Raw genomic sequence first — 25,621 nt, 5'->3', positions numbered from 1 at the left:
CTTATTGCTCCAACTTTTCTTCCGTTTCTTTTACAATATAGACTGGTCGTTTTTTCGTCTCCATAAAGATCTTGCCAATATATTTTCCAATAATACCGATACACAGTAATTGAACACCGCCAATGAAAAGAATGATTGTCACCAACGACGGCCATCCAGACGTCGGATCTCCAAAAATCAAGGCACGTACAATAATGAAAAGCATCGCGATTCCCGAAGCCACACAAGAAAAAGCCCCGACAAAAGAAGCGATATTTAGCGGAACATCAGAGAAGTTAACGATTCCGTCGATTGAATAGTTAAATAGTTCCCAAAATGACCATGACGTTTTCCCCGCTACTCTCTCTTGATTCTCAAAAGAGATATACTCTGTTTTAAAACCCACCCAGCTAAATAAGCCTTTAGAAAAACGATTATGCTCAGTCAATTCTAACACTGCATCTACCATTTGACGGGTCATCAAACGATAATCCCGCGCTCCATCCACCATTTCGGTTTCGCTGATTCGATTAATCAAATGGTAAAAAAATTTTGCAAATAGATTGCGAATAAACGGCTCTCCCTTACGATCTGCACGACGAGTCCCTACGCAATCAATATCTGTCGTCTCAATCATTTCGATCATCTTTGGAAGCAATTCAGGCGGGTCCTGCAGATCAACATCCATGACTGTGACCAAGTCTCCTTTAGCTGCTTGTAATCCTGCATACAAAGCGGCCTCTTTCCCGAAATTTCTAGAAAATGAAATGTAGCGTACAAAAGGATTATTGCTAGCCAACTCGCGCAAAACTTCTAGCGTTCGATCCTTCGAGCCATCATTAATAAAAATATATTCAATGTTATGAGAAATCACTTTCTTTGTTTTCTCCATCTCAGCAAAAAAAAGAGGAATAGCCTCCTCTTCATTAAAGCAAGGAACAATCACTGATATCATTCAAATCACTCCTAAACCTGTTTAAACTCATATTTAGGCTCGTCCAGCTCCTGATCATAATCAACAACTAAATCATAGCCTTTAAAAAACCATTCATCCGCTTCTTCAATAAAGAAAAACTGGTCACCTATTATTGCTTCAGTAAGCGGACTTTCTGGTGTATCCACCGACATCCCCACTGAAAAGCCCTCATGAACTTGCGTCTTGCCATATACTTTGCCATAAAATTTTATTCCTTGACCTTCAGCTAATTCAAGTTCTCGTTTGAACCATTCCTGGGCCTTTGGCATTATCGTTAATTTCATTTTGAAAACCACCTATCCGTTCATTTTCTCATCTAAGTAATCCACATCTTCGTCACGGCCAATCACTACTAAATGGTCGTCTTTTAAAACAACCTCTTCCGCTGGCGGTGTAACGATTGGATCTTGATTATCACGGCGAATAGCCACCACGTTCAAACCAAATCGTTGACGGAAATCAAGCTCATCTAATGTTTTGCCATAAAATTTTCGATTGGTCACATTGATCTCTGCCAAAGAAAATTCGTCTGAAAGTTCAAGATAATCCAAAATATTTTTTGAAACGAGGTTGTGTGCGATTCGCTGCCCCATATCACGTTCCGGGTGAACCACACGATCAGCACCGATTTTCTCCAACACGCGAGCATGATACTCATTTTGCGCTTTCGCCAGAATATTCGGTACGCCCATCTCTTTGACCATCAAAGTCACTAAAATGCTCGCCTGGATATCTTCACCGATTGCAACAATTACATGATCAAAATTACGGATACCTAGTGAGCGTAGTGTCATCTCATCTTGTGCATTAGCAACTACCGCATGGGTCGCGATATTCATATATTCGTTTACACGATCTTCGCTGCTGTCAATCGCCAAAACTTCCTGACCTGATTCGACCAAAGTACGGCAAATACTGCCGCCAAATCTTCCTAAACCAATTATGACAAAACTTTGTTTCATGATCTCTCCTTAAATTTCCACAATAGTCTATGACTCTCATTATCAGTAAAACTTACAATTCATAGTATAACAAAGAGCGGGTTAATAAAACAGAGAATGACTCTCTATTTTATCAACCCGTGTTTAAATGCATAAATCGCCGCTTGTGTGCGGTCTTCGACTTCTAATTTCGCTAATATATTCGATACGTGTGTCTTAACTGTTTTCAATGTAATGAATAGTTCGTCTGCAATTTCTTGATTACTCATTCCCTGAGCGATCAGCAACAAGATCTCTTGCTCCCGATTTGTCAATTCTTCATGAAGAACATGACGATTCCGATTAGACAATTGTTCCATCATCTTAGTCGTCACTTCTGGTTCCAAGACTCGTTCACCATTATAGGTTTTACGAATGGCATTGGCGATTTCATGAGCCGTAGATGTCTTCAGTAAATAGCCCGATGCCCCAGCTTCGATGGCTGGATAAACTTTCTCATCATCAATAAAACTAGTAACAATTAAAATTTTTGCTTCTGGCCAATCTTTTAAAATCTTCTTGGTCGACTCGATGCCGTCCATTACTTCCATTACCAAATCCATCAAAATCACATCAGGTCGAAGGTCCATGGCTTTCTCATAGCCTTCCTCACCATTTTCAGCCTCGCCGACAACTTCTACATCCGATTGAATCGATAGATAAGAAGAAACCCCTAAACGAACCATTTCGTGATCATCAACTAATAACACTCGTATCATCCTCTGCCTCCTAATTCCTATTAATGTAATCATTTTTTCTTATAGAAAAAATAAGTCTTATTCTCATGCCGTATACCATCCAACTAGACTATTCTAAATTCTCTTAGATAATCTTTCGCTTTTTTACAACCTGTTTATTTACACTGCGAAGAGTTGGACTGGCATCCTAATTCCTATTAATGTAATCATTTTTTCTTATAAAAAAAATAAGTCTTATTTTCATGCCATATACCATCCAACTAGACTATTCTAAATTCTCTTAGATAATCTTTCGCTTTTTGCTACCTGTTTATTTACATTGCGAAGAGTTGGACTGGCATCCTAATTCCTATTAATGTAATCATTTTTTTATAGAAAAAATAAGTCTTATTCTCATGCCGTATACCATCCAACTAGACTATTCTACCCCATTCATACTCAAGGAATCGTCATTTTCAGGGCTGGTATCTTTCACCACGGGAACCTTAATCTCGATGCTAGTCCCTTGTCCTTTGAAACTGATTATCTTTGTTGAGCCACCCACACCAGCAATTCGTTCGCGAATATTTCTCAAGCCGTAGCTGCCAGCATGTTCATCCTTCGATTCAAATCCGACACCGTCATCAATCACACGCAATAAAATGTTCTGTCCAACAATTTTTAGATAGACCTCTAACTCATTCGCTTTTGCATGACGCAACGTATTGGATAACAGTTCCTGTACCACTCGGAATAATTGATCTTCAATACTAGCAGAAACACAGATATCCTGTATGTCCCATTTTAACTGTATCTGAATTTTTGTTCGCAATTCATTCAATAATTGCTCAATGCCTTGTCGTAAGCTTTTTCCTTCCAAACTGATTGGACGCAAATGAAGCAGCAATGCACGCATTTCTGATTGCGCTGCATTGATAATATCCGCAACCATCGCTAATTGCTTTTTATACGGCTCTAGCTCTTCCGAATGCTGGGACTGCTCATTTAACGCAGACATCATCATCATCGCCGCAAAAAGCTGCTGCGAAACTGAATCATGCAACTCTCTAGCTAACCGGTGCCGTTCTTCTTCTAAAATCTTTTCCTTCGTTGTACCATCCACCATCTGCGGTTGACTGCTCAATTGCTGCAATTCTCGCGACATACTCACGAGTTTCTCTTTGATCCGTTTGATGTCGTGATCAACCAACAACATTTCTTTATTTTGTGAAATCGCCACGTCTAAGGAAGGCTGGTCGTAATTCCCTGAAGCAAGACTTTGCAATTTCCCCTCAATTTTTCCCAATTGGCGCTTTTCCAAGAAGGTCACGAGAAAATAAACCACTGCACTTACCGTCAAAGAAATCACGATAATATGAACAAATAACGGGATATAGAAAATTCGTGCAATAAATAACTGTGCCAGCAATTGTTTTTTGCCAATCGCGTACATGTACAAAAAGAGTGTCGTCAAAATCAACAGAAAAGAGATTAACCCAGAGTAAAGCGAAATCTGTAAACGGGAATATTTCCCCATCATACGCGAATCACCTCGACATCTCCGACCAATGTATTGGTCACTATTTTCAATCGTCGAGGACTCTCATCATAATCCTCACTATATACTTTGATTGTTTCATTGCGCAAAACTTGCGTATCCTCATCAAACTCAACTTTACCATATAAGGTAGCGTGTTCGAACAAAATCCCAATACCATATGGTACTAAGATGCGCGTCCGGCCAAATCCTTTACGAACGATCACGATGCTGTCTTCCTTTGGTAGTAACGTATTCCCTAAATCAACGATCGTATCGCCCGCCAGAATTGCTACATTGATATCATCCCATTCAAAGACTTGTGTACCGATTCGATCGTTACCGATCCAACTTTGTTTTTTCCGCTCACCATTATGACTAGTTGGATCCGTTGTCTCAACCATCACGATGCTCTTTTTATTCTTTAAGGAATGGTTTGGCATTGAAATACCCGCAATTTCAAAGCCTTTAAGGCCAAGAAAAATTACCGCAAAAATCAGCATCAACCAAGTCGCTGGACTATTCACTAAACAGATGATCAAAATCACAGAACCTAAGATCAATTGAAATTTTCGACGACGATGTTTTCGTAATGCCCAGTATATATTCAGTGCTCCAAAAAGCATCATGATCAACATCGCTGGATTTGAAGATAATTGCCATAATAAGAAAATTGCAAGTAAGGCTTCAATTACAATGAAAAAGCGCCATGGACTTTTCATTTTATCTTTCCTCCCAACTTTTTATTTATACCTTATTCTACTTTCTTTACGTTCTAAATACTATCGGTCTAAAGTCGCAACCTCTTTCCTAGAACACAAAAGAAAGGCCTCGCGAACCCGCTCAGCTTTTGAGCAATAAGACTGAAACTTGTCAAAATTGCTTCTTAAATTTAGACAAATTTTTGCTTATTGTCGCTAACGCTAGTTCGTGAAGCCAGACAAAGTAATGCTACTTTACTTTGATGTTAAGAAAAGAGGCGACCAGCGCCTCTTTTGTGTATTCCTAGTTGTTTTTCACATTCGTAATCTTAACTTCCATGTTTCCGCCTGGTGTCGCAATTGTTACGACATCACCAACACTTTTACCAATCAGTGCTTGAGCGATTGGTGAATCATTTGAGATTTTTCCAGTCAACGGATCTGCTTCAGCTTTTCCTACGATCGTGTATTCTTCCTCTTCATCGTCAGGCAACTCAACGAAAGTAACTGTTTTGCCAATTGAGATTTCATCAGAATCAACATTCTCATTATCGATGATTTGTGCGAAACGAATCATATTTTCAAGTGTACTAATACGACCTTCCACAAAAGCCTGCTCATCTTTAGCAGATTCATACTCAGAGTTCTCAGACAAATCGCCGAAGCTGCGGGCGATTTTGATTCGTTCGATGATCTCTCCGCGTTTTACTGTTTTTAATTGTTCTAATTCCTGCTCTAATTTTTCTTTTCCTTCTAGAGTCATCGGATATGTTTTTTCTACCATTTTTCTTCTCCTTCAATCAACAAAATTACGAAAGGTAATCCTTTATAGATTTAATCCACAAAAGATTACCACGTAATTACTGTAATGTAAATTGTTTATTTCTCTTTATTGACATATTTTTCAACCAACTCCATATGCTCTTCGTAAGTTTTCGCATAATAAACTTTTCCGGTTGAGATATCTGCAACAAAATAAATATAGTCATTTTCGGTTGGATCAAGAACCGCAAGAATCGCTTCCTGACTCGGATTATCGAATGGTCCAGGACCATAACCAGAATTTGTATACAAGTTGTATGGTGAATCAACTTCAGTATCCTTGATTGTTACAACTTCTTTATGTTCACCTAACGCGTAAAGAATCGAGATGTCTGATTGTAAAGGCATGTCTGCTTTGACTCGGTTAAAGAAGACTTGTGCGATCTTCTTACGATCGGATTGCGTAACACCTTCTTTTTCGACCAATGAAGCTAGTGTCATTACTTCTTGAACCGTCAATCCTTTTTCTTTGATTTGACTGTAATAAGGTGTTAATACTTGGTTCGTAGTATCTACCATCTGAGTGACTAAATCTTCCAAGCTTCTATTCTTATGAACATTATACGTAGCCGGGAACAAGTATCCTTCCAAGCGATAACGCACATCTTTCGCATTGCTAGCATCTGTTAATAAATCAGGATATTGTGCTTTCAATTGATCAAAGAATTTTTCATCCTTCATTACTTTGATGAAGTCTTCTTTCGTGAAGTCCGTTTTCTTAGCAACTAGACTAGCAATTTTATCAATATCATACCCTTCTGGAACAGTTAATTTTGAAGCATCATCCAATGGTTCCGCACTTCCACCCTGTTGTAATTCCTTACCAATTTGATCCAAAGTCATATTTGGTGAAAATTGATAATAACCAGCTTGGAAATTCGTCAAATTTTTGAATTTTGTATAGAAGTTAAAGACCATGCCATCACGGATGACATCTCCTTCTTCTAAGATATCGCCGATTTGACGATTAGAAGAACCGCTTGGCACCTCTACTTGTACTAATTTCTTATCATTTTTATCTAGCGGCTTTAATCCAGCACTCACATAATTGTACCCTGAGATAGCTAAAATACCGGCGACAATCAAAATACCGATCGTCAATATATAAACAATTTTACGGACGACTCGATCCTCTTTGCGACGTTCTGCTCGTTTCAAGTTGCTCTCCTCACTTAAATCTCCTTCAAATTCCTCATCCATGTGACGAAGCTCATCAAATTTTTCACCTAGACGATGGAAAATCGATGGTTCTTCTTCAACATTCTCATCATGCTTGAGTTCCTTTACAACCTCAGCTTTCGGCTCCGTTTTAGGTGGAACAGCTTTAGTTGATTCTCTTAAGCTTGAATGACGGGATGTTGTTTTTTTATTCTGAATCGCTGAAGGTTCTTTCTTTATAGTCTTCTTTTTCTCTGCTGCGGGCTTCTTCGTTTCTTTTTGTTCCGCAGACTTTGCTTTAGACTTGCTATTAGCAGAGACCTTTTTCTCCGAAGTCTTTTCTTCTTTCGGCGGTTCCTCTTTTTTCATTTCTTTTTCAATCGGCTTAGACTTTTGCTCAGAGGCAGTTGATTCTTTCTTTTGTCTATTGCCAAATAAACGCTCATAGGACGAAGCCAAATCGTCATCATCACTAGTATCCTTTTTCATTTTCGAAGGTCCAGCGGATGTCGAGCTCGTTTTTTTCGTTGGTTCTGTTTCACGATTTTTTCGGCCCTCTTCTAAAGCCCGCATGATCTGCGCTTTAAAAGATCCTTCTTCCGAGTGTTGGTTTTGATCCTCAGACAAAAACAACTCCTCCTTACTTCATGTCATAACTTAAACCATTATACATGAAATGAAAGAGGAGTGAAATGTAAAATTTATTTAGTTAAGGAAATATACGAAATCAATAAATAGGAGAACTATTCTCTATATGCTTGTCTTACTCTATTTTGGTTTAATATTACTATTCTTTAAATCATTGTAAGAAAATGCTGTTAGCATTATGAACGGAATAGAAAAATACAAGCTAAAAATATACCTAAAGTCTGTAGCGGGAACAGAAATAAGTAAAGTACCTAAATTAATCATAAATGGAGAAAAAATCATTAAGCTTTTTAAGATACCTATTTTGTAACCACAAATTCCAATTGAAATTAAGAGAACCAAAACTGCTAGAGCCCCTCTTAAAACATATTTCTGCTCCTTATTCATAATCAGAAATATATTTCTAAAAAAATGCCTTAATTGACGATGCTGATCTCGATTTTTCAATAATATGAAATCACCATGTTTTCTGTTCTCATAGTATTCAGAATAACTAATATAATCCTGTCCAGCCGATTTAGCAGCAGCCTTGTATAAGTTGTAATCCTCCCTTACTATACTACTTCTTTCTTTGGTTGCTATAAGAGAAAGATAAATACCATTTTTTTCTTCTATTTCATACGGACTATCTAAATATACACTGTATCCATGAGGAGTATAATATCTCCATATAGAAGCTGTTTGTAAAAGGTATGCCTTTACAAAACTTACAAAATTCTTTTTTAATAAACTAAACCAATTTTTTAAAAACCCTGAAAAATTTTCATTGATTATTTCACCTTTAAACTGCGATGAAAATTTTATAGGATCCACAGTCATAGATTTATAGTTTTTCTTCCACTGTTCTTCTGGAAGAATTGAATAAAAATATGCATCATCTGCCTTATTTGTATTTCCATCATGTGAATAAACATATGCTATTTGTTGTATAGGAATACTCAAAGCCTCTACTACCGGGCTCTCTTCAGCCTTAACAACTTTCTTATTGTAAAACGAAAAACTACTCATCATTATAAATAGTAAAAAGAGTGTCACAATGATTCGTTTTCTATTTTGAAGAAATAATAACGCTAAAAAAAGACAAAGAATAACTACAATTGCTCCATTTTTCCTAAATTCTATAGTTAGAAATGAAATGCTCAAAAATAGTAAAAAAGATCTGTTTTGATTCAAAAATAAGCCTTTACTATCTATTAGTTCTTTAAAATAGTAAAAGAAAGCTAGAAGTAAAATAGAATAAGGAATATCTTTCCATAACGTGGAAAAATAAAATCCATTAATTGGATAGAATGCATATATTAGAGTAATGAATACTATGATTTTGGGAGATACTCCTCGATCCAAAAATTTTTTCATAAGAAACGACACTAATAAGGATGCAAAAAAAATCTGGGCTAGTAAAAAACTAGATGGAGAATAATAAAAATAACTTGCTAATTTTATTAAATAAGTATGAATTAGTGGATGCCATTCCGATAACGGTAAATAACCATTTGCTTGTCGCCATTGATTATAAGAATCGTTTGTCATTATTCCAGGATCAAAAACAAACAAGTATAATGACCAAGATAAAAAGAGTAATAGAAAAATACTAATTAAAAGTTTTTGGTTTTTTGAATTGCTCTGAAATTTAAATACTTTTTCTATTAGAAAATTACTGATTAAACAAAACATACTTAACCAATATATAAAGGATATAAAAAATATTATGACAAGTCCAACTGATGGCTGATGATTAAATCGATAACTACTAACAGTCCAAAAAATTGCTGGGATAGTTTGGAAATAGACCATTTTTTTGTTAATCTTTTGTCTTCTTGTAAAATGAAAAATAATCAATGAAAAAATAGTAAGTATAATTGATAACAGTATCGATTTTTGGTAGTAAAAAAAAGTAGAACAAAATGAAATCAATACAAAAAAAGCATAACTTGAAACTCTCATATTTGCGATCCTCTCCCATTTGGTGATTTTTTAAAGAAAAAAATCTAAAATCAGACAACTCTATTACTAAAAAAGTGCTAAAGAGTTAAGACCCTCAAGCACTCAATTTCAATACATGTTGTTCAAAAACTCTTTATTCTTTTTTTGAATAAACGTCGTATAGTTTTAACTCATACATTTTTTTATCTGCAGTAACAACTGTATCCAAAATAAGTCCCGTAACAAGTAGCAACATTGAAAAGGTCATTAAACCCGTTGCCAGAATAGCGGAAGGTATTTTGTCAATATAACCAGTTCTTACAAATTCAAAGATGACTGGAACTCCGACTAACAAGCCTAATATGAAAAATAACGAAAACCACATGGTGAAAAAGAAAAGCGGCTTATAATCTTTACACATTTTAAAAATGGTAATCAATACCTTAAATCCATCAGAAAACGTGTCTAACTTTGATTCACTTCCTTCGGGCCGATCTCTATAATCTATCGGTATTTCAACTAACTTAAATCTTTTATCCAAAGTATGAATAGTGAATTCAGTCTCAATTTGGAACCCACTACTCATTACAGGAAAACTTTTAACAAATAATCTATTAAACCCTCTATAGCCTGTCATTACATCATTTATATTAGCTTTATAAAGCCAATTTATTGAGTTTTTAACCAAATTATTTCCAAAGTCATGAAAAGCTCTTTTATTTTCATTAAAGTATGTTCCATTTGATAATCTATCACCAATAACCATATCAGCACGATTTTCTTTTAAAGCGTTCAACAATTCATGACAAGCTTCAGCTGGATAAGTATCATCTCCATCCACCATTAGATAGAAATCTGCATCAACATCAAAGAACATCTGACGTATTACATTCCCTTTTCCTTGTCTCGGCTCTTTTCTTACGATTGCACCTGCTTCAAGTGCAATCTGATAAGTTGCATCTGTTGAGTTGTTGTCATAGACATAAATATCTGCATCAGGTAGTTCTCTTTGAAAATCACTAATTACCTTTTTAATTGTCATTGCCTCATTATAGCAAGGAAGCAATATAGCAATTTTTTCTGTCATTTTACTATTCTCCTTAAAAATAAACACTAATACTAGAATACAAGAGTTAGTAGAATTTTTCTATAAAAATCGAAAAAATATTACCAACCTTTTATTCGATTCTACGTTCTATACTAAATACTATACTAGTATCGAAAAAAATATTGTTAAATCAAAATTTTAGTATCAAAAATTATTTCAAAACCAATCTATTCAAACAAAATTTCCCATGATATCAAACCACATTCAGTCTCTATATTGCTTTAATAACCCACAGATATTGTATTAATAATTGATAACATGAAACATCTCACGTAATTTTTCGATATTAACTAAAAAAACTGCTACTCCGCTAATTACTAATCGGATACAGCAGTATTTTGTTCGTTAATGAAATAATTCACCTTAGCAAACCCTCAGAGATCAAATATTTTTTAATGCCCACATCAAATGTAAAGTGAGATGTAAACCCTAGTTCTTTTAAGCGAGAAATATCAGAAATGGAGTCTTTGATGTCACCATCTCTTTCAGCCAGATATTCAATTGGAAGTTTAATTTTTAGTGTCTTATCAATTACCTGAATCAGTTCGCTTAACCTGATAGCGTATCCTGTACCAACATTAAATTGCTTTCCTAAAGCTTCTTCTTTGTTAGCTACAAGCAAGAGTGCTTGAATGACATCCTCAATAAAAACGAAATCACGAGATTGTGAGCCGTCGCCAAACAGCTTAAACGCTCCTTCTTCTCCTCGTTGCATTCTCTTGTAACGATCAACTAAAATCGAAATCACTCCACTGTATGGAGATTCAGGATTCTGATTTGGTCCATACACATTAAAAAAACGTACCGCGCTCGTATTTATCCCGTAAAGATGATTGTAATCCAGCACATATTGCTCTGCCGCAAATTTATCAATCGCATATGGCGTCAACGGCCGAATGATTGATTCTTCTTTCTTAGGTAATGTTGGCTCATCTCCGTATACTGCTGCTGATGAACTGAAAACCAAACGCTTCAAATCTTTTTGGTATTTTCTGATTAATTCTAACAATATCAAAACACTCTCAAAGTTAATTCGGTGCGTTTCAACTGGTCGTTCAACTGAATCCGCTACACTAGCGATTGCTGCTAGATGGAAAATGTAGTCAAATTTATTGTTAGAAAGAATGTCTTCCATTAGTTTTTCGTCAGTGACAGAACCATTAATAAATTTGAGGTTTGAACCCTTAGTCAAGTTCTCTTCTTTTCCCATAGATAGATCGTCAATTACGATTACTGAATTTTCTTTAGATAGGTAATTTGCTAGTGTAGACCCGATGAATCCGGCGCCTCCAGTGATTAAATATTTCTCCATATTTTCACTCCTTAATATTAGGATGCTAATAAATTACGAAAATCACTAAATGATTTCAATATATTCCTTTTGTTTATAAAAATATACACAGTAAATGCGATAAAGTATACAAGGAAACTTTCCCAGTTACTAAACAACAAATTACTAATTATAAACACTATTGTTAGTATAGTCTCTAACATTTGAGATATAAATAACTTCACATCCAAAAAAAGATTTAAAAATGTCTCAGCTAGAATACAACGTACTGCAAGAGAAAAAATTATCAACCCAACTGTTAAGTACAAATTCCCCACATAGAAGACTACAACTAATGATAATAATAAAGTGATCGTCAGCGTTGAGACATTTACAATTAATATAGTTTTTTCTTTTCTTAAAGTTTTTAAGTAAGTGTTGAGTAGTAGGGACATCCTACCTTCATATATGACCATAGGAAATAGAATCCCCATATAAATTAAACTCTCATTATACTCTGGAAGCCAAATTCCTAATATTATTTTACATGGTACATAGAACAATAGAAAAGAATAAGTTAAAGGAACAAATAAACTTCTCAGAGTAACATATAAGTGGGATAACTTATTTTGATTAGTCCTTCTCAAAAGCGGAAACATTACCACTCCCACTGCATTAATAAAAGTCATAAACATATTTGAGATACTCAAAGTAAATGATAGTTTTCCGAACGTTTCAATTGTCCAACGTTTTTCAACAAAAAATCGAATCGATCCGATAATTAACATTCCAGCTATGCTACTTAACATCAACTTGCTGCCAATATTTATGTTCTCTAAAATTTTAGAGATTTCTGTTTTAAACCTATTGAGCCTATTTACAAAAATCATATCTGAAATTCTCATTACGCCCCAAACCGTGATGATAAGTTTAGAAATTATATCCAAAATAATTAACCAATAGAAATTTCTTCCTCCTAGAAAAAAGTAGACCGCAATAAAAGAGACATATAAATATCTATCACCTCTAGATAATTGCGCATATTCTTTGATTCTATTAGTAGACTGTAATATATATAGGATGAATGTCTTTGCAATTGTAACAACAGAAACAACGGCTGTGAGAATTAGAATTATGGATTTGTTTGAAGTTGGTCCGAATATAATGGATCCGACGATTACAAAAGTAGAAATTATTACTTCCATTATCATCAAATACCAAAACTGTGAACCTAAGCTTTTTTTATCTAAATCCTCATATTCGCTACCACCGATTTTCAAATAAATTCCATCTACCCAACCAAAATGTAGAAATCCAACGTACGACGAATAAAAAACATATAGTTGCCAATAACTATATTCTTTCACTCCAAGTAACTTTGGTACAAATAAATTCAGTAATATCGATATTGCCAATGTCACAAAATTTGCAGCAACTGTATAGTAAAGGTTTTTAATAACTGTTTTTGCTTTATGATTCATTTATCACACATCAACTTTCTAAAGGAAAAAATTGTTTATCCAACCTTTTACTGTATATTTTTCCAAGATATCGGAAGGAACCTCTTCATAATCCGATTTTAAGAATTCTTCAATGTTTTCAAAATTGTCTTTTCCGAGAATAAAAATATTTTCATGACTATAAAAATCAGTTTCAAAAATCGAATAATTATTGGTAATGATCTTTTTCTTAAAAAAAAGTGCTTCAATCGGTCTTAATGTTTGTCCTTTTTGATCTAGTTGAACAATATCTAGTAAAGCCTTCGATTTCGATTCAATACTTAACAGTTCGCTATAAGATATCCTATTTTTATAACTATAAGAATTACTAGAATTTTTATTGGAATCAACAATATATAAATAAGTTGAAATTTCCTTCTTATTAAACATCGCCTCCAGATCAAGCAGTTGCTCTAATCTCCCCTTATCTAAACCGACAAAACACAAATCATATTCAATTTCATTACTTAGATAATTGAACATCTCACGATCAATGAATTGATTATTCTCTCTCAAATGATACTTTTGACAATCTTCCTTATCAAAACTCCATATCTCACAATTTAACTCTTTGAAAACCTTCAAAGGGGTGTCTTTAGATATAGGATTGCTATACCAGATAATTACTCTTATTTCTGGGAAAAATCTATTCAAATATTTTATTAATGGTTTTGAATATGTATGCGAATTCAATATTACAACTTCTATACTACGTAATTCTTCTTTCCATTTTTCCCAAAAAAAATAAGAAAACATTGTCCCAACTGAACGATCAATTCTACTGAAAAATCTTTGAAGAATTGTTTTCTTACTAAAATATCTTTCAATACGAACTCCGAGAGATTGTCCTTCTCTACTAAATAAAACAGAATTCTCATCCAATGTAACAATCATAATTTTATTGTAGTCCATCTGTAATACCTCTTCTTTATATCTTGTTAGTCAATCAAATAAAAATCATATGGATGATGTGTCACTCTTTCTTCTTTCGGAGGAAGTTTTAAATAGTCTCCGTATCTTAAAGTCAAAAAATCTTTTCTATTTTTTATCGCTCTAAACATATGACCTTCAAATTCAACGTCTTCATAATGCCGAAACCACTCAGTTGGGAAAATTCCCCAAGTCTCATTGATAAATTCCATGTAACCACAAATATCTGATTCGTCGAAGGAGTAACATGTAACATTCTCTTCATACTTCATTTTCCAAAAATTGTAATCACCATTTTTTAATATTTTTTTGTACCTAGGATACAAAACGATTCTTTTAATCTGCGCTTTCCACCAAGACCTTGAGATTGCATATGAATAATTTAACGTCATCAACATGTTTGAACGGTATTGTTCACATTCCTCTCCCAATATTTTTCGTTCCTTAGGATTGGTTGGAAAACCATCAATAGGAAAAATATCTACAAAAACTCCTAATTTTCCATCATCACTCCCGTAATATTGCTTACTTATAGCTCGCGTTCGTTGATCAACTAATTTTGAAAATGTATAACGATAATTGTCGGTTGTTTCAGGACTCAATAATAAATATTCTTTAGATGTTGATAGTATTTTAATTAATCTATCATAATCCGGTCTTGGAAGAACAATATCTAAGTCATCATCCCAAGGAATATATCCCTTATGTCTTTCAACCCCTATCAAACTTCCATAAAAAATTGAATAATCAATATCATTTTTTCTGCACACCTTATCAATATACATTAGAATATCCACACTAATCTTCTGTATTTCTCTCTCACTCAATAGCTTCATTAGTAAAATCACTCTTCTCTTTAAAATCATCAATAAAACCCGTTACTTTACCTAAGTACAACCAAAAAACAAAAGCTCCTATTTTATTTACTAATACAAGTTCCGTTAGAAATAATGCCGATATTAATACAGCTAAAGCGATATTAGTATCCAATAAAAATCTTTCATATTCATTACTATGAATAGTGAAAAGAATTTTTACAGATTCAAAAACCTTAAGTATAATAAATAATAAAATTGGTATTGTTCCTAAAAGTCCCGTTGTCGCTAATAAATAGAAAATAAAATTATGAGATGTTTGCTGTTTAGTAGCTATAAAAGTATTAGGTAGGTGTTCTTGAGCATAAGGTAAGAAATTTCTAGGCGATGTTCCTACTAAAGGAGTTGATTCAAATATTTCAAAAGAGCTCTTCCATAACTCAAAGCGATTATTTGAAACATCATCCTTGTTATCTACATCCGATCTAGATAACATATTTTTTTTCTTCTCACTCTGACTTTTCATAGCAACCTTATCTACTTTTGAAAAAACAAAATTACTATTTATCTCTATTTTGGGAAAGTAGTTTTTGATTCCCCAGTCACCCAAAACTAAGAAAGAAACTACTGTAATGGAGATAGCACATGCTATAAAACTCGATAATAGATTTGTCGCTTTTTTCTGTCTATTAAATACAGTAAAAAAAGACAAAAAGAACATTGAAATTGATAAAGCTATAAATGCCGTTCTTGAACCTGATAAAATAATATAAATAAATTGGACAAAAAAGGATAATGCATATAGAATTTTGATTGTATACGAAATTTTGTTGTCTATGATAAAGTGTATAGAAATTAGAATCACTACTACAGAAATTATGCCCGCAAAATTGGGATCTGCAAACATACCATATAATCTATTCTCTACAAACCCCACTCTTAAACCATTATAGAATTTATCTAATGGAGCTATATAAGCGAACCTTATAAAAAACAGCATTATAGATACTACACAAAAGCCCCCCCATACGATAGTTAACAACTTTTCTAAAAATAATACTGACGACCGCATTTTTAGGTTTTTTCCAATTTGAAAAACAGCAAACAAGTATAAAATTTGCCACAAAATTAATTTTGCATTTGCAAGCAAACCATCAGGTCCATTATATATCATCGAAATAATGAGCGCTATGATGAAAGCAAATAATAATATGTTTTCTTTTATTGAAATATTCTTCAAAACAAAGAAATCAAAAATCAAAATTATTATACCCAACAATGATATTAGTGTAAAAATTAGTGTATCAATTTTTGAAGGTAACAAGCTGTATATACCAATTAAACGAATCATTAATTCTATGCAAAACATAAATAAGAACACTTGTTTCAGCCTAGTTGTATATTTATCAATCTTCTCAATATTCATTTTTTTCTTCCTAACTTAAAAAAATTGCGTTGCACTAGTGTTTACATGAGTGATAAAAATTACCATTAAAACTAATTAACTGATTTAAATTTTTTATACTGAATATTTACTGGAATTCTATATAAACGGGCACTAATTAGTAGCATTATTAAAGATATTTTTCGTGTTTTCTGAAACCTCTTATTCTTCAAAATAAACAAAAGATTATTTTTCAAAATATTGCGAATCAACACAATTTGCTCTTTATTTTCTTTGCTTTCTTTTGAAAGAACCAGTTTGTCCAATACAATAAAATACGCCCAACAGACCCTTGTATGAACTTCTTCGTATAAACTAGGTACTTTTGTTGAAATCCATTCCTCATTACTATTCCAAATTTCAATAGTATCCAAATCTCTATATGAAAATTTTTTACTTGATATACTATCGTCTCTATGAAAATAAAAGTACTTCTGAGTAGTATCTACAATTACCTTGTCACATTGATCTAGTATTTTAAAAATTACAGCAGCATCTTCGGTTATCTTTCCAATAGGATATCTAACATTTTTAAAAAGTTGTTTCCTATATAATTTATTTACTGCATGAACAGAAATTAAAGTGGCATCTAAAACCATCTTCATTGTTTCTTCTTTTGTACAAACCTCTCTATATTGGGGTAATATTTTAGGGGCTTTCCCTTTATAAACATCATATATTCCACAAATAGATAAATCTGCATCTTCTTTAACGATATTAGTATAAAGAAACTCATACATATCTTCGGAAATATAATCATCACTATCAATAAAACCAAGATACTTTCCCTTAGCTACATCAATCCCAGCGTTTCTTGCATCACTTAATCCGCCATTTTCTTTATGAATTACTTTGACACGAGAATCTTTCTTAGCATATTCATCACAAATTAACCCCGAATTATCTGGCGAGCCATCATCAACTAAAATTAGTTCAAAATCTTTAAACGTTTGATTCAATATAGAATCTACACATTTATTTAAATATTTCTCTACGTTATATACTGGAACAATAATACTTATTTCACACATTAGACTCGCTCACTTCTGATTAGTTCTACTGTATTTTTTAATGCTTCATTCAAACCAAATACCGGTTTCCATCCGAGAGATACAATTTTATCTGAAGCTAAGATAGCTTGGTTTGCCTTTGAAAAACCTTTGCGCTCTTCCTCATCTGGTAAATCAAAAATGACGTTTTTCTGATTTATACTTGCTAATTCTTGAGCCAAATCTTTAAGATGCAAATCAAACTCTGGAACAGCAATATTATACGCATCACCATTTTTACCGCATGTTAATAAGTAAAGTAACGCGTATACCACATCTCCAACGTACGCGTAAGAGAAATATTGATTACCTTCACTCTTCAAAACAATATCCTCATCATTCACAGCATTCAAAACGAATTGAGATGATGCCTTAGAATCATTCAGTAACATCGTAGGTCCAAAGGTACGACAAATACGAGGGATAACAATATCTAAATCATGCTTAGCAATGTATGCTTGGCACAGACTTTCACTAGCTCGCTTTCCCTCTGGATAGCCGGCCCTTAAAGTATTGCAATCAATGTAGCCACAGTAATCTTCAGTGAACTTCTCCACGTCTCCTCTATTTTCACCATAGATTTCAACAGTTGAAAGAAACGCTATTCGTTTTGGATTAATATTAACTGCAAAGTCCAATACTTGTTGTGTCCCCATCAAATTGGTCATAATAGTACCAATGGGATCTGAAGAGTATGCTCTCGGATGTGTATTACTAGCTCCGTGGAAAATATAATCTACTTCTTCGCTAAGATTAATTGGCTGAGTTACATCACCCTCCACCATATGAAAAAAAGGAGTGTTTAAATACATTGAAAAGCGTTTTTCCAAACGTTGCAGGCTTCTTCCCATCGCATAGACATGAATATTCGATTTGTATTTCTCATTTCGACTCATCAAAACATCGATCATATACGAGCCAATCATTCCAGTCGCACCAATAATCAAAAAGGAGTGGTTATCAATCTTATTCCAATCATTTTTCGCATGATTAATCTTATCTAACTCCGCTAAATAGATTTCATTTTCTAATAACACACTTCCACCTCTAATCCTTCATTTTCAGATATGCTTTAAAGAGTTCTAAATCATCTTGAGTCGTCAATTTGATATTCTTATCTGAACCTGCTGCAAAATATAATGTCTCACCAAGTTCAACCATCATAGTATTTGTATAAGAAGAATCCGTCATTCCGATATCTTCTTTAACAGCTTTATCATAGGCCCAGTTCAATTTACCAAACTCGTAAGCTTGAGGTGTAGAAACCCGACGTAATGTATTGCGATCAATATACTGCTTTGTCGTTTCTTCTGTATCTTTCAAGAAAATCTGTTCATTATACGGCAATGAGGTCACACCGTTACCATGCTCTTGACATTTTACGATAACATCAGACAAAACAATTTCATCCACTAACGGACGAATGCCATCGTGAATAATAATTGTATCATTCTCGTCAGAATAGTCTTTAAGGAATTGAACGCCCTTGTTGATGGACTCTTGGCCCTTCGATCCTCCAGGAATAATCCACTGAACTTTTTTTAACCCATACTCCTTAATATAGCCCCATAGCGTTTCTTCCCAACCATGTTTACATACGACCAATACTCGGTCAACCATTGGGTGCTGTTCAAAAGATTCAAGAGTATAAATGATGATCGGCTTGCCCTCAATTGTAATAAATTGTTTTGGAATATCTTGTCCCATTCTTTTTCCAACGCCGCCGGCAATAATTAATGCTGTAATCATTTAATTTTCCTCCTTATTAGTTAAATAGTAGATACCTTTGTATTTTTTATATGAATTATCTGGATCGATAAATACCGTTTCATGATGAGGCGTCCTCTGATTTTCTGGTGGTAGCTTCATATAATCTCCAAAAACATTCGATAGATAATTATCGTAGCCTATTGGTATCGGTAGCTCGATATCTTCAAAAGCTGTTTTCTTAGCAGCTGAAAAATCTTTTTCAGGATATACATTCCCCATGTATCTAGGTCCTACGCATAGTTCTGTAACTAAACCTGTAGTTTTAGAATTGTATTTCATCATTTTCTTCTCAGCAAATTTCCAAACATGATATTTGTTTTGTTCACTAGGTGCCAAAGATAAGAGAACCTTACCCAGTCCAGTAAAAAATTTCCCATGGTTTTGTGGGATTTGTTGACTACAATAAATAGCATATACTAAAGCCCAAAATTTTTGGATTTTCCTCTGAAGATTCTTCGTCGGCGCTACATCCAAAGGAAAAATATCAATTTGAATTCCATGAACAATAGCTAAGTCTGCTTGATAAGTTTTTATGAAGGTCGTTTCTTTATCTCGCATAGTTGTGAACGAGTTGCGATCATTATAATCTTTATTAGCTCTTAATAAAATATACCTGCTATCGCTCTCTCGCTCCGCCCACAATTCAATCAATCTCTCATAATCATCTCTAGGCATAAAAAAATCTAAATCATCATCCCAAGGAATAAAACCTTGATGACGAATTGAACCAATAGCTCCACCACCACATAAATAACACAGTAAACCATTCTTATCACAAAAATCAGAAAAATATTTTGCAAGTTGTAAACTGGTCTCTTGTACTTGATGCAACTGCTTATCTTTACTGTACATACAATCCCTCAATCATTAATAATTTCTCTTCAACAAAGCCATTACACCAGGCATTTTGGTTTCTATAAAAGCTCCAATATTAAAAACGAACAGAAGTAATGGTCTTGGCATATTAAAAAGTAGTTTAGTAATTTTTTTTGTTGTAGTATCAGTTATGGCATATTGTTTTGCCTCCACAATCGATGTGTCATTCAATATTGAATCAATTTCGATTTTTTTTTGTTTTCTAGTAATTTTTTCTGTTTCTAAAATAGAAAAAATTACCGATGTCGCTCCTTTAAGTAGTAAGGCTGCCATGCCTTCCCTGATTTCGTTATTAGTAATGGCGTTACCTCGTTCATAGAATTCTTTAAAAGTAGCGAACTTCTCTTGATTATACTGATTAGTAATCCCTTGTCCTCCAACAAATTCATAAACATACTCAACTTTAGGGTTCATAACAACTAGAGAACAGTGCTTATAATAGTCCAGATTAAAAATCCGATCTTCACAACTACGATAGTCTTTAAAACGAATCTTATTCTTAATAATAAGATCTCTTCTGTAACATTTATTCCATACAACATACATCAGCTGTTTATTCATTAGTTCATACATATCAGATAAAAATTCTTCATTGTCATCATAAATATGTTCAGTTACTAAATATTCCTTTTCGTCAGCAACTTTTTCCTGATTCATTGTTCTAAAGATAAAAGAGCTGACAATCAAATCTAATCTAGGATTATTAGAAATAATCAATGCATAGTCATTTAGTATTGTTTTTTCAGGATAATCATCTGCATCAAAGAATAGAAGATAGTCCCCCCTTGCACGCTCAATACCATAGTTTCTGGCCAAACCTGGGCCTTCATTTTTTTTAGTGAACAGATGAAATCTAGGATCCTCACCAATACTATCGTTTACTACTTTCTCCGTGCTATCAGTTGACCCGTCGTTGACTAATAGTATTTCAAAGTTGGCATTATCAAATTCTTTTAAAACCTTAATTGTTTTAGTAATACTTGTCTCAGCGTTATAGATTGGAATAATAATACTAAATTTTGGTGTAGACATTCTTTCACCCCAAATTATTGAAGAATTTTCTCTTTAGGAAAATCCATTTTATCTAACGATGTACATATTTCATCTTCTTCTAAACCTTGAGAAGAAACTTTATCAAATAGAATCTTGATCGTTTGTAACAAGATTTTTAAATCTAACATGAAAGAATATTTCTTGATATACAACAAATCAAACTTTAACTTACTATTATAATCAGAAGCGTATTTCCCATAAACCTGTGCATATCCAGTAATTCCAGCACGAACATTATGTCGCAAATAATAGTAAGGATTTTCTTGATTGAACTGCTCAACAAAGAAAGGTCGCTCAGGACGTGGCCCAATAATCGACATATCTCCCTTTAATACATTGATTAATTGGGGTAATTCATCAAAACGAACCGCTCGAATAAATTTACCAACTGGTGTGACCCGTGCATCATTACTTTTCGCTAAAACTGGACCTGACTTAGACTCAGCTGTTGCACTCATAGAACGAAATTTGTAAATTGGAAATTCTCTTTGATTTTGTGTAATCCGAATCTGTTTATAAATAATCGGTCCAGGAGAGGTTGCTTTCACTAAAATCGCGGTAATTAACATGAACGGTGACGCAATCACCAATAAAACCAACGACACTACGATATCAAAAAGACGTTTAAGCATTGCATCTTCTGAAGGAATTCTAAATCCGGATGATTCAATAATGCTCTCATCTTCAAAATTCATAATATTGGGATTGATCGTTACTAAGTTTTCAAAGGTTGTGTTTAAGAATAATTTCTTTTCTTTCTTAGTAACAAGTTGATAGACCCTGATCTTTTCAGATTCATCAATCTCTGATGCTAAATAGACAATGTCTACATCGTCAATAATTTTAGCTAAGTTATCATAAAAACGATCTAAGACAACTGACTGAACTTTATGTTTATTATTTTTTTGTGAACTGAAGTTTTGAATTGCTGGAGCAACATCTTTCTCGAACCCAAGTATCGTTACTTTTTTATCTGAACTTAACTTCATATAGGCTTTATAAATGATCGTACGATAAATGATTAGTAAAACAGTTCCTAACAAGAAGGAAAGTAAAATGACTGTTCTAGGAAATGCAAACCATCGTCCAGCAAAAGTAATAATCATAATACCTAGCGACATTAAAAATTGTCCGATAACAGTCACAAAAACAATATCACTGACAATTCGATTATAGAACACATACGTCCCAAGTAAAACATTCAATATAATGAAGAAAACTGAAATAAATAATGCAGAACTTTCAAACGTTTGAAAGTTTCTTGCTGGAATGGTTCCGCCAAATTTTAACCAAAAACTAAAATAGACAGAAAAAATATAAACGACCACGTCCATCAAAATTATAAAAAATCGACGGGCGGCGCCCCATTCGCCACTTTTATTCATATAAACACTCCTAATCCACGAAATAATCCATTACACATCTTACCATACAGGCAAAAAAAAGAGTAGCTTTCCTAAGAAAAGTAATAAAAAAGAAAAGAACAGAAAGCAGTAAAATCAATTGATTTTATCGCTTTCTGCCTTTTAACAGTACATATACTACTTTATCATTTTTAAACAAAAAATTTATAATTTATCTGCATATTCTTGCATTCTAATCTTGTGGAAATAGATAAATTTTTGAAAAACGGGTTCCTGAAAAAATATGCGACTGCATATTCCCTGCTAACACCTGATGCCATATTCTATTTTCATTTGAACGATTTCCCCAAAAGATTCCAATATGACAATCATAATTGATATCCGTCCATACGGGATCGAAATAAATCATATCACCCTTTTGAGCCTTACCGCTTTTTAATAAAGCATCCACTGAGCTAAAGGTGTAATATTCCGTGTTGCGCATTAGTGCATCTCGCCAATTATAGGCATTTGCATAGCTGCCCCATCCTTGCGTAATCCCAGAAATACGACTCAGATTACCACCACTCCTTCGCATAACACATGCAACAAATCCTGTACAGTTCATTCCTGGACCGTGACCATTAGGTGCGCCGTAGGGACTTAAAAAAGGCTCAGGATTATTTGAAGACAACCCACGATATGGTGTACTAAGGTAGAATCGGTCATTCTGATGTGTGGTTAATTCACTCACTACACGCTGACGTGTCGTTCCCATATACTGAGCCGCTCCACGGCGCTCTCTCACAGCTCCACTATTAACATAACCGAACCATTTTCCATTGGAATCATACAATGAATAGTATATCGATCCATTCATATGTTTGTAATACCACTTAACTTGGTAAGTCTTATTGATCAATGAATTGGTTTGAGCTTTTTGTTTTCCACCAAAGCTATTCCAAATTGGGTAACCACTCTTAATCACAAGAACCGATTTATTCATTGAAAAACCAGTGCCTTGTGCTCCTCCAGCTTTAGCGGCGCCTTCTTCATTTAGATATCCTTGCCAGTTTCCTTTATTGTCATACAAAGATAAATATTTGGAGCCATTAAAATGACGGTACCATCCCGTTACTTTATAGGTTTTAGTATGCATGCTCTTGGTAGAGTTGCCAGTTTTAAAATTGAAGTCCTTCCAAATCGTCCAATTATTTTTCGTAACTGTCACGTATTGATTGGTAGAATTCCATTTTCCACCAGGGTTATTAATAACTTGCACTCCACCTTCATTCAAATAGCCCTGCCAGTTTCCTTTATTATCATAGACAGATAAATATTTTGAACCATTATAGTGACGATACCATCCCGTTACTCGATACGTTTTTTGATACATGTTCTTAGTTGAATTGCCATTTTTGAAATTGAAATCCTTCCAAATCGTCCAATTATTTTTTGTAACTGTCACGTATTGATTGGTAGAATTCCATTTCCCGCCAGGATTATTTGCAACTTGTACCCCACTTTCGTTCAGGTAGCCTTGCCAATTTCCCTTATTATCGTATACTGACAAATATTTTGTACCGTTATAGTGACGATACCATCCTGTTACTCGATAGGTACGTTGATACAAACTTTCTGTTGAAAATCCATTTTTAAAATTGAAATCTTTCCAAATCGTCCAGTTGCTTTTTGTGATCGTGACGTATTGATTAGCACCATTCCACTTACCTCCTGGCGAACTATTGGACTCAGTTCCCTCCTCATTTAAATATCCTTGCCAAACGCCTTTATTATCATAGACAGATAAGTATTTTGTACCATTAATATGACGATACCATCCCGTAACTCGATACGTTCCTTGGTACATCTCTTTCGTTGAGTTGCCACTTTTGAAATTGAAATCTTTCCAAATTGTCCAATTATTTTTTGTTATTGTCACATAATGATTCGTTGATCTCCAGATTCCACCAGCTCCACCGGCTTTTTGAATCGTCTCTTCTTCGACAATTCCCATAAAATTTTCATCATTATCATAAAGGAAAAAATACTTCGTTCCATTGAAATGGTAGTACCATTCCTTAACATTATAGGTTTTTTCTGCCATAGAGGCAGTTGTTCCTAGTTCTGCAAAATCAAGATTTTTCCAAACCTTTTGATCGTTCTTAATTACAGAGCAATAATCGTTTACAGAATGTTTCTGTCCCGCTTCATTGTTTGTTTTTTCAACAGCTGTTGATTCAACGATACCAACGAACTTGTCTGTCGAATCTTTTAATAAGTAGTATTGTTTACCATTAAAATGATTATAAAATCCATCGATTTTAAAAGTATGATCTTTAAAAGTACTGGTCGTCCCGTTTTCTTGAAAATCAGAACTAAATAATGTAGCATCTGTTGAGTTTATACTTCCATAAGTATTTGTTTCAGAGAATAGTTTACCTTCTCCCCCTGTGACACGCGCAGTACTTTCAGGCTTGATGTAACCCATTTGTCCTTTGGACGAAGATAGCAAATAATACTTCGCCCCACTATCGGCTATTACTTCCTGTGCAGAAAAAGTTTTTTGATAGTTCTCACCACTATCTTGTAAAGGTTCACCATCAGGTTCTTCTAATAATTCATAATTCTCATCAATAACGGAGATATAAAAATTCTCACTGCTAGGATCAGCTTGTACAATTGGCTTTTCTGTTTTCGCATCACGCTCTTCGTCCTCTATGATTGATTCATCATTTAAATATGATGAATCAGTTTCAGCCATTGAATTATCCGTTGATTGTTCCGATGATTCACTGATATTCGATGTAAAACTTGTCGATTCCTGTAAAACACTTGTTGATGAACTATTTGCAGTTCTTAAATCCGCATTTGAGTACTTAAAACCTAGTAATGGAAAACACAATAATATCGATAAAAATGAAACCCCTAACACTTTTCTCTTTTTCATAACTAAACGTTAAACAATTTAAAGCAACTGTTTAACTCCCCCTAACTTTTCCTAATATTGTTACCATCATTCTATCATAATGAATTAACCAACAGTCGTTTCAAAGACAAAAA

Annotated in this window: 22 protein-coding genes; all 22 read right to left on the bottom strand. The window is 34.0% G+C overall.

Annotation, left to right across the window (positions count from 1 at the left end; genetic code table 11):
• Nucleotide 1: 1 nt before the first annotated feature.
• A complete protein-coding gene (locus tag IGI38_RS02755; protein ID WP_438726390.1) occupies nucleotides 2-934 on the bottom strand; it encodes a glycosyltransferase family 2 protein in 933 nt (310 codons plus the stop codon).
• An 11-nt stretch (nucleotides 935-945) separates the two neighbouring features.
• On the bottom strand, nucleotides 946-1,239 hold the full coding sequence (locus tag IGI38_RS02750) for a HesB/YadR/YfhF family protein (protein WP_438726387.1): 294 nt from the start codon (nucleotides 1,237-1,239) through the stop codon (nucleotides 946-948).
• Nucleotides 1,240-1,251: 12 nt separating this feature from the next.
• Complete coding sequence (locus IGI38_RS02745) at nucleotides 1,252-1,917, bottom strand: potassium channel family protein (protein ID WP_438726384.1); 666 nt, start codon at nucleotides 1,915-1,917, stop codon at nucleotides 1,252-1,254.
• Nucleotides 1,918-2,021: 104 nt separating this feature from the next.
• Nucleotides 2,022-2,654: a response regulator transcription factor gene (locus IGI38_RS02740; RefSeq protein ID WP_010745977.1), complete on the bottom strand. Its 633-nt coding sequence runs from the start codon at nucleotides 2,652-2,654 to the stop codon at nucleotides 2,022-2,024.
• Nucleotides 2,655-3,051: 397 nt separating this feature from the next.
• The gene (locus IGI38_RS02735) at nucleotides 3,052-4,152 is read right to left on the bottom strand and encodes a sensor histidine kinase (RefSeq protein WP_438726381.1); all 1,101 of its coding nucleotides are present in this window, start codon (nucleotides 4,150-4,152) and stop codon (nucleotides 3,052-3,054) included.
• Nucleotides 4,149-4,871 carry a cell wall-active antibiotics response protein LiaF gene (gene liaF, locus IGI38_RS02730; RefSeq protein WP_438726379.1) on the bottom strand — a complete coding sequence of 241 codons (723 nt, stop codon included), beginning with the start codon at nucleotides 4,869-4,871 and terminating at the stop codon, nucleotides 4,149-4,151. Before liaF ends, IGI38_RS02735 begins: the two co-directional genes overlap by 4 nt.
• A 283-nt stretch (nucleotides 4,872-5,154) precedes the next feature.
• Nucleotides 5,155-5,634, bottom strand: coding sequence for a transcription elongation factor GreA (gene greA, locus IGI38_RS02725; RefSeq protein ID WP_438726376.1), 480 nt, complete (start codon nucleotides 5,632-5,634; stop codon nucleotides 5,155-5,157).
• Nucleotides 5,635-5,729: 95 nt separating this feature from the next.
• Entirely contained in the window at nucleotides 5,730-7,199 is a 1,470-nt protein-coding gene (mltG, locus tag IGI38_RS02720; protein ID WP_438730263.1) for an endolytic transglycosylase MltG, read from the bottom strand.
• 399 nt (nucleotides 7,200-7,598) lie between these two features.
• Nucleotides 7,599-9,272 (bottom strand): DUF6020 family protein, encoded by a 1,674-nt coding sequence (locus IGI38_RS02715; protein WP_438726374.1) that lies wholly within the window; start codon nucleotides 9,270-9,272, stop codon nucleotides 7,599-7,601.
• Between the two features lie 283 nt (nucleotides 9,273-9,555).
• A complete protein-coding gene (locus tag IGI38_RS02710) occupies nucleotides 9,556-10,488 on the bottom strand; it encodes a glycosyltransferase family 2 protein (protein WP_438726372.1) in 933 nt (310 codons plus the stop codon).
• Nucleotides 10,489-10,867: 379 nt separating this feature from the next.
• Entirely contained in the window at nucleotides 10,868-11,821 is a 954-nt protein-coding gene (locus IGI38_RS02705; protein ID WP_438726369.1) for an NAD-dependent epimerase/dehydratase family protein, read from the bottom strand.
• Between the two features lie 17 nt (nucleotides 11,822-11,838).
• Nucleotides 11,839-13,260 (bottom strand): lipopolysaccharide biosynthesis protein, encoded by a 1,422-nt coding sequence (locus IGI38_RS02700; RefSeq protein WP_438726366.1) that lies wholly within the window; start codon nucleotides 13,258-13,260, stop codon nucleotides 11,839-11,841.
• A gap of 18 nt (nucleotides 13,261-13,278) precedes the next feature.
• Nucleotides 13,279-14,190 carry a lipopolysaccharide biosynthesis protein gene (locus IGI38_RS02695; RefSeq protein ID WP_438726363.1) on the bottom strand — a complete coding sequence of 304 codons (912 nt, stop codon included), beginning with the start codon at nucleotides 14,188-14,190 and terminating at the stop codon, nucleotides 13,279-13,281.
• 26 nt (nucleotides 14,191-14,216) lie between these two features.
• Nucleotides 14,217-15,044, bottom strand: coding sequence for a LicD family protein (locus tag IGI38_RS02690; protein ID WP_438730260.1), 828 nt, complete (start codon nucleotides 15,042-15,044; stop codon nucleotides 14,217-14,219).
• Nucleotides 15,028-16,449 (bottom strand): O-antigen ligase family protein, encoded by a 1,422-nt coding sequence (locus IGI38_RS02685; protein WP_438726361.1) that lies wholly within the window; start codon nucleotides 16,447-16,449, stop codon nucleotides 15,028-15,030. Before IGI38_RS02685 ends, IGI38_RS02690 begins: the two co-directional genes overlap by 17 nt.
• Nucleotides 16,450-16,520: 71 nt before the next feature.
• Complete coding sequence (locus tag IGI38_RS02680; protein ID WP_438726358.1) at nucleotides 16,521-17,498, bottom strand: glycosyltransferase family 2 protein; 978 nt, start codon at nucleotides 17,496-17,498, stop codon at nucleotides 16,521-16,523.
• Complete coding sequence (locus tag IGI38_RS02675; RefSeq protein ID WP_438726356.1) at nucleotides 17,498-18,553, bottom strand: NAD-dependent epimerase/dehydratase family protein; 1,056 nt, start codon at nucleotides 18,551-18,553, stop codon at nucleotides 17,498-17,500. Before IGI38_RS02675 ends, IGI38_RS02680 begins: the two co-directional genes overlap by 1 nt.
• 10 nt (nucleotides 18,554-18,563) lie before the next feature.
• On the bottom strand, nucleotides 18,564-19,265 hold the full coding sequence (locus IGI38_RS02670; protein ID WP_438726353.1) for an IspD/TarI family cytidylyltransferase: 702 nt from the start codon (nucleotides 19,263-19,265) through the stop codon (nucleotides 18,564-18,566).
• A complete protein-coding gene (locus IGI38_RS02665; protein ID WP_438726350.1) occupies nucleotides 19,266-20,138 on the bottom strand; it encodes a LicD family protein in 873 nt (290 codons plus the stop codon). It abuts the gene before it with no gap.
• A gap of 15 nt (nucleotides 20,139-20,153) precedes the next feature.
• Nucleotides 20,154-21,194: a glycosyltransferase family 2 protein gene (locus tag IGI38_RS02660; protein WP_438726347.1), complete on the bottom strand. Its 1,041-nt coding sequence runs from the start codon at nucleotides 21,192-21,194 to the stop codon at nucleotides 20,154-20,156.
• 14 nt (nucleotides 21,195-21,208) lie between these two features.
• Entirely contained in the window at nucleotides 21,209-22,600 is a 1,392-nt protein-coding gene (locus IGI38_RS02655) for a sugar transferase (protein WP_438726345.1), read from the bottom strand.
• A gap of 211 nt (nucleotides 22,601-22,811) precedes the next feature.
• On the bottom strand, nucleotides 22,812-25,508 hold the full coding sequence (locus IGI38_RS02650; protein ID WP_438726343.1) for a hypothetical protein: 2,697 nt from the start codon (nucleotides 25,506-25,508) through the stop codon (nucleotides 22,812-22,814).
• Between the last annotated feature and the right edge of the window lie 113 nt (nucleotides 25,509-25,621).

This window comes from Enterococcus sp. AZ128, assembly GCF_051714485.1.
Taxonomy (GTDB): domain Bacteria; phylum Bacillota; class Bacilli; order Lactobacillales; family Enterococcaceae; genus Enterococcus_A.
This window is presented reverse-complemented; position numbering and strand designations above follow the sequence as displayed.

Excerpts from the sequence above, each read along its gene's own strand:
- liaF (WP_438726379.1), bottom strand. The coding sequence starts at position 4,871 with ATGAAAAGTCCATGGCGCTTTTTCATTGTAATTGAAGCCTTACTTGCA.
- IGI38_RS02695 (WP_438726363.1), bottom strand. The coding sequence starts at position 14,190 with ATGGACTACAATAAAATTATGATTGTTACATTGGATGAGAATTCTGTT.
- IGI38_RS02660 (WP_438726347.1), bottom strand. The coding sequence starts at position 21,194 with ATGTCTACACCAAAATTTAGTATTATTATTCCAATCTATAACGCTGAG.
- mltG (WP_438730263.1), bottom strand. The coding sequence starts at position 7,199 with ATGAAAAAAGAGGAACCGCCGAAAGAAGAAAAGACTTCGGAGAAAAAG.
- IGI38_RS02715 (WP_438726374.1), bottom strand. The coding sequence starts at position 9,272 with ATGGTCTATTTCCAAACTATCCCAGCAATTTTTTGGACTGTTAGTAGT.
- IGI38_RS02685 (WP_438726361.1), bottom strand. The coding sequence starts at position 16,449 with ATGAATATTGAGAAGATTGATAAATATACAACTAGGCTGAAACAAGTG.
- IGI38_RS02700 (WP_438726366.1), bottom strand. The coding sequence starts at position 13,260 with ATGAATCATAAAGCAAAAACAGTTATTAAAAACCTTTACTATACAGTT.
- IGI38_RS02735 (WP_438726381.1), bottom strand. The coding sequence starts at position 4,152 with ATGATGGGGAAATATTCCCGTTTACAGATTTCGCTTTACTCTGGGTTA.
- IGI38_RS02745 (WP_438726384.1), bottom strand. The coding sequence starts at position 1,917 with ATGAAACAAAGTTTTGTCATAATTGGTTTAGGAAGATTTGGCGGCAGT.
- IGI38_RS02705 (WP_438726369.1), bottom strand. The coding sequence starts at position 11,821 with ATGGAGAAATATTTAATCACTGGAGGCGCCGGATTCATCGGGTCTACA.
- IGI38_RS02650 (WP_438726343.1), bottom strand. The coding sequence starts at position 25,508 with ATGAAAAAGAGAAAAGTGTTAGGGGTTTCATTTTTATCGATATTATTG.
- IGI38_RS02670 (WP_438726353.1), bottom strand. The coding sequence starts at position 19,265 with ATGATTACAGCATTAATTATTGCCGGCGGCGTTGGAAAAAGAATGGGA.
- IGI38_RS02690 (WP_438730260.1), bottom strand. The coding sequence starts at position 15,044 with ATGAAGCTATTGAGTGAGAGAGAAATACAGAAGATTAGTGTGGATATT.
- IGI38_RS02680 (WP_438726358.1), bottom strand. The coding sequence starts at position 17,498 with ATGTGTGAAATAAGTATTATTGTTCCAGTATATAACGTAGAGAAATAT.
- greA (WP_438726376.1), bottom strand. The coding sequence starts at position 5,634 with ATGGTAGAAAAAACATATCCGATGACTCTAGAAGGAAAAGAAAAATTA.
- IGI38_RS02755 (WP_438726390.1), bottom strand. The coding sequence starts at position 934 with ATGATATCAGTGATTGTTCCTTGCTTTAATGAAGAGGAGGCTATTCCT.
- IGI38_RS02740 (WP_010745977.1), bottom strand. The coding sequence starts at position 2,654 with ATGATACGAGTGTTATTAGTTGATGATCACGAAATGGTTCGTTTAGGG.
- IGI38_RS02750 (WP_438726387.1), bottom strand. The coding sequence starts at position 1,239 with ATGAAATTAACGATAATGCCAAAGGCCCAGGAATGGTTCAAACGAGAA.
- IGI38_RS02710 (WP_438726372.1), bottom strand. The coding sequence starts at position 10,488 with ATGACAGAAAAAATTGCTATATTGCTTCCTTGCTATAATGAGGCAATG.
- IGI38_RS02665 (WP_438726350.1), bottom strand. The coding sequence starts at position 20,138 with ATGTACAGTAAAGATAAGCAGTTGCATCAAGTACAAGAGACCAGTTTA.
- IGI38_RS02655 (WP_438726345.1), bottom strand. The coding sequence starts at position 22,600 with ATGAATAAAAGTGGCGAATGGGGCGCCGCCCGTCGATTTTTTATAATT.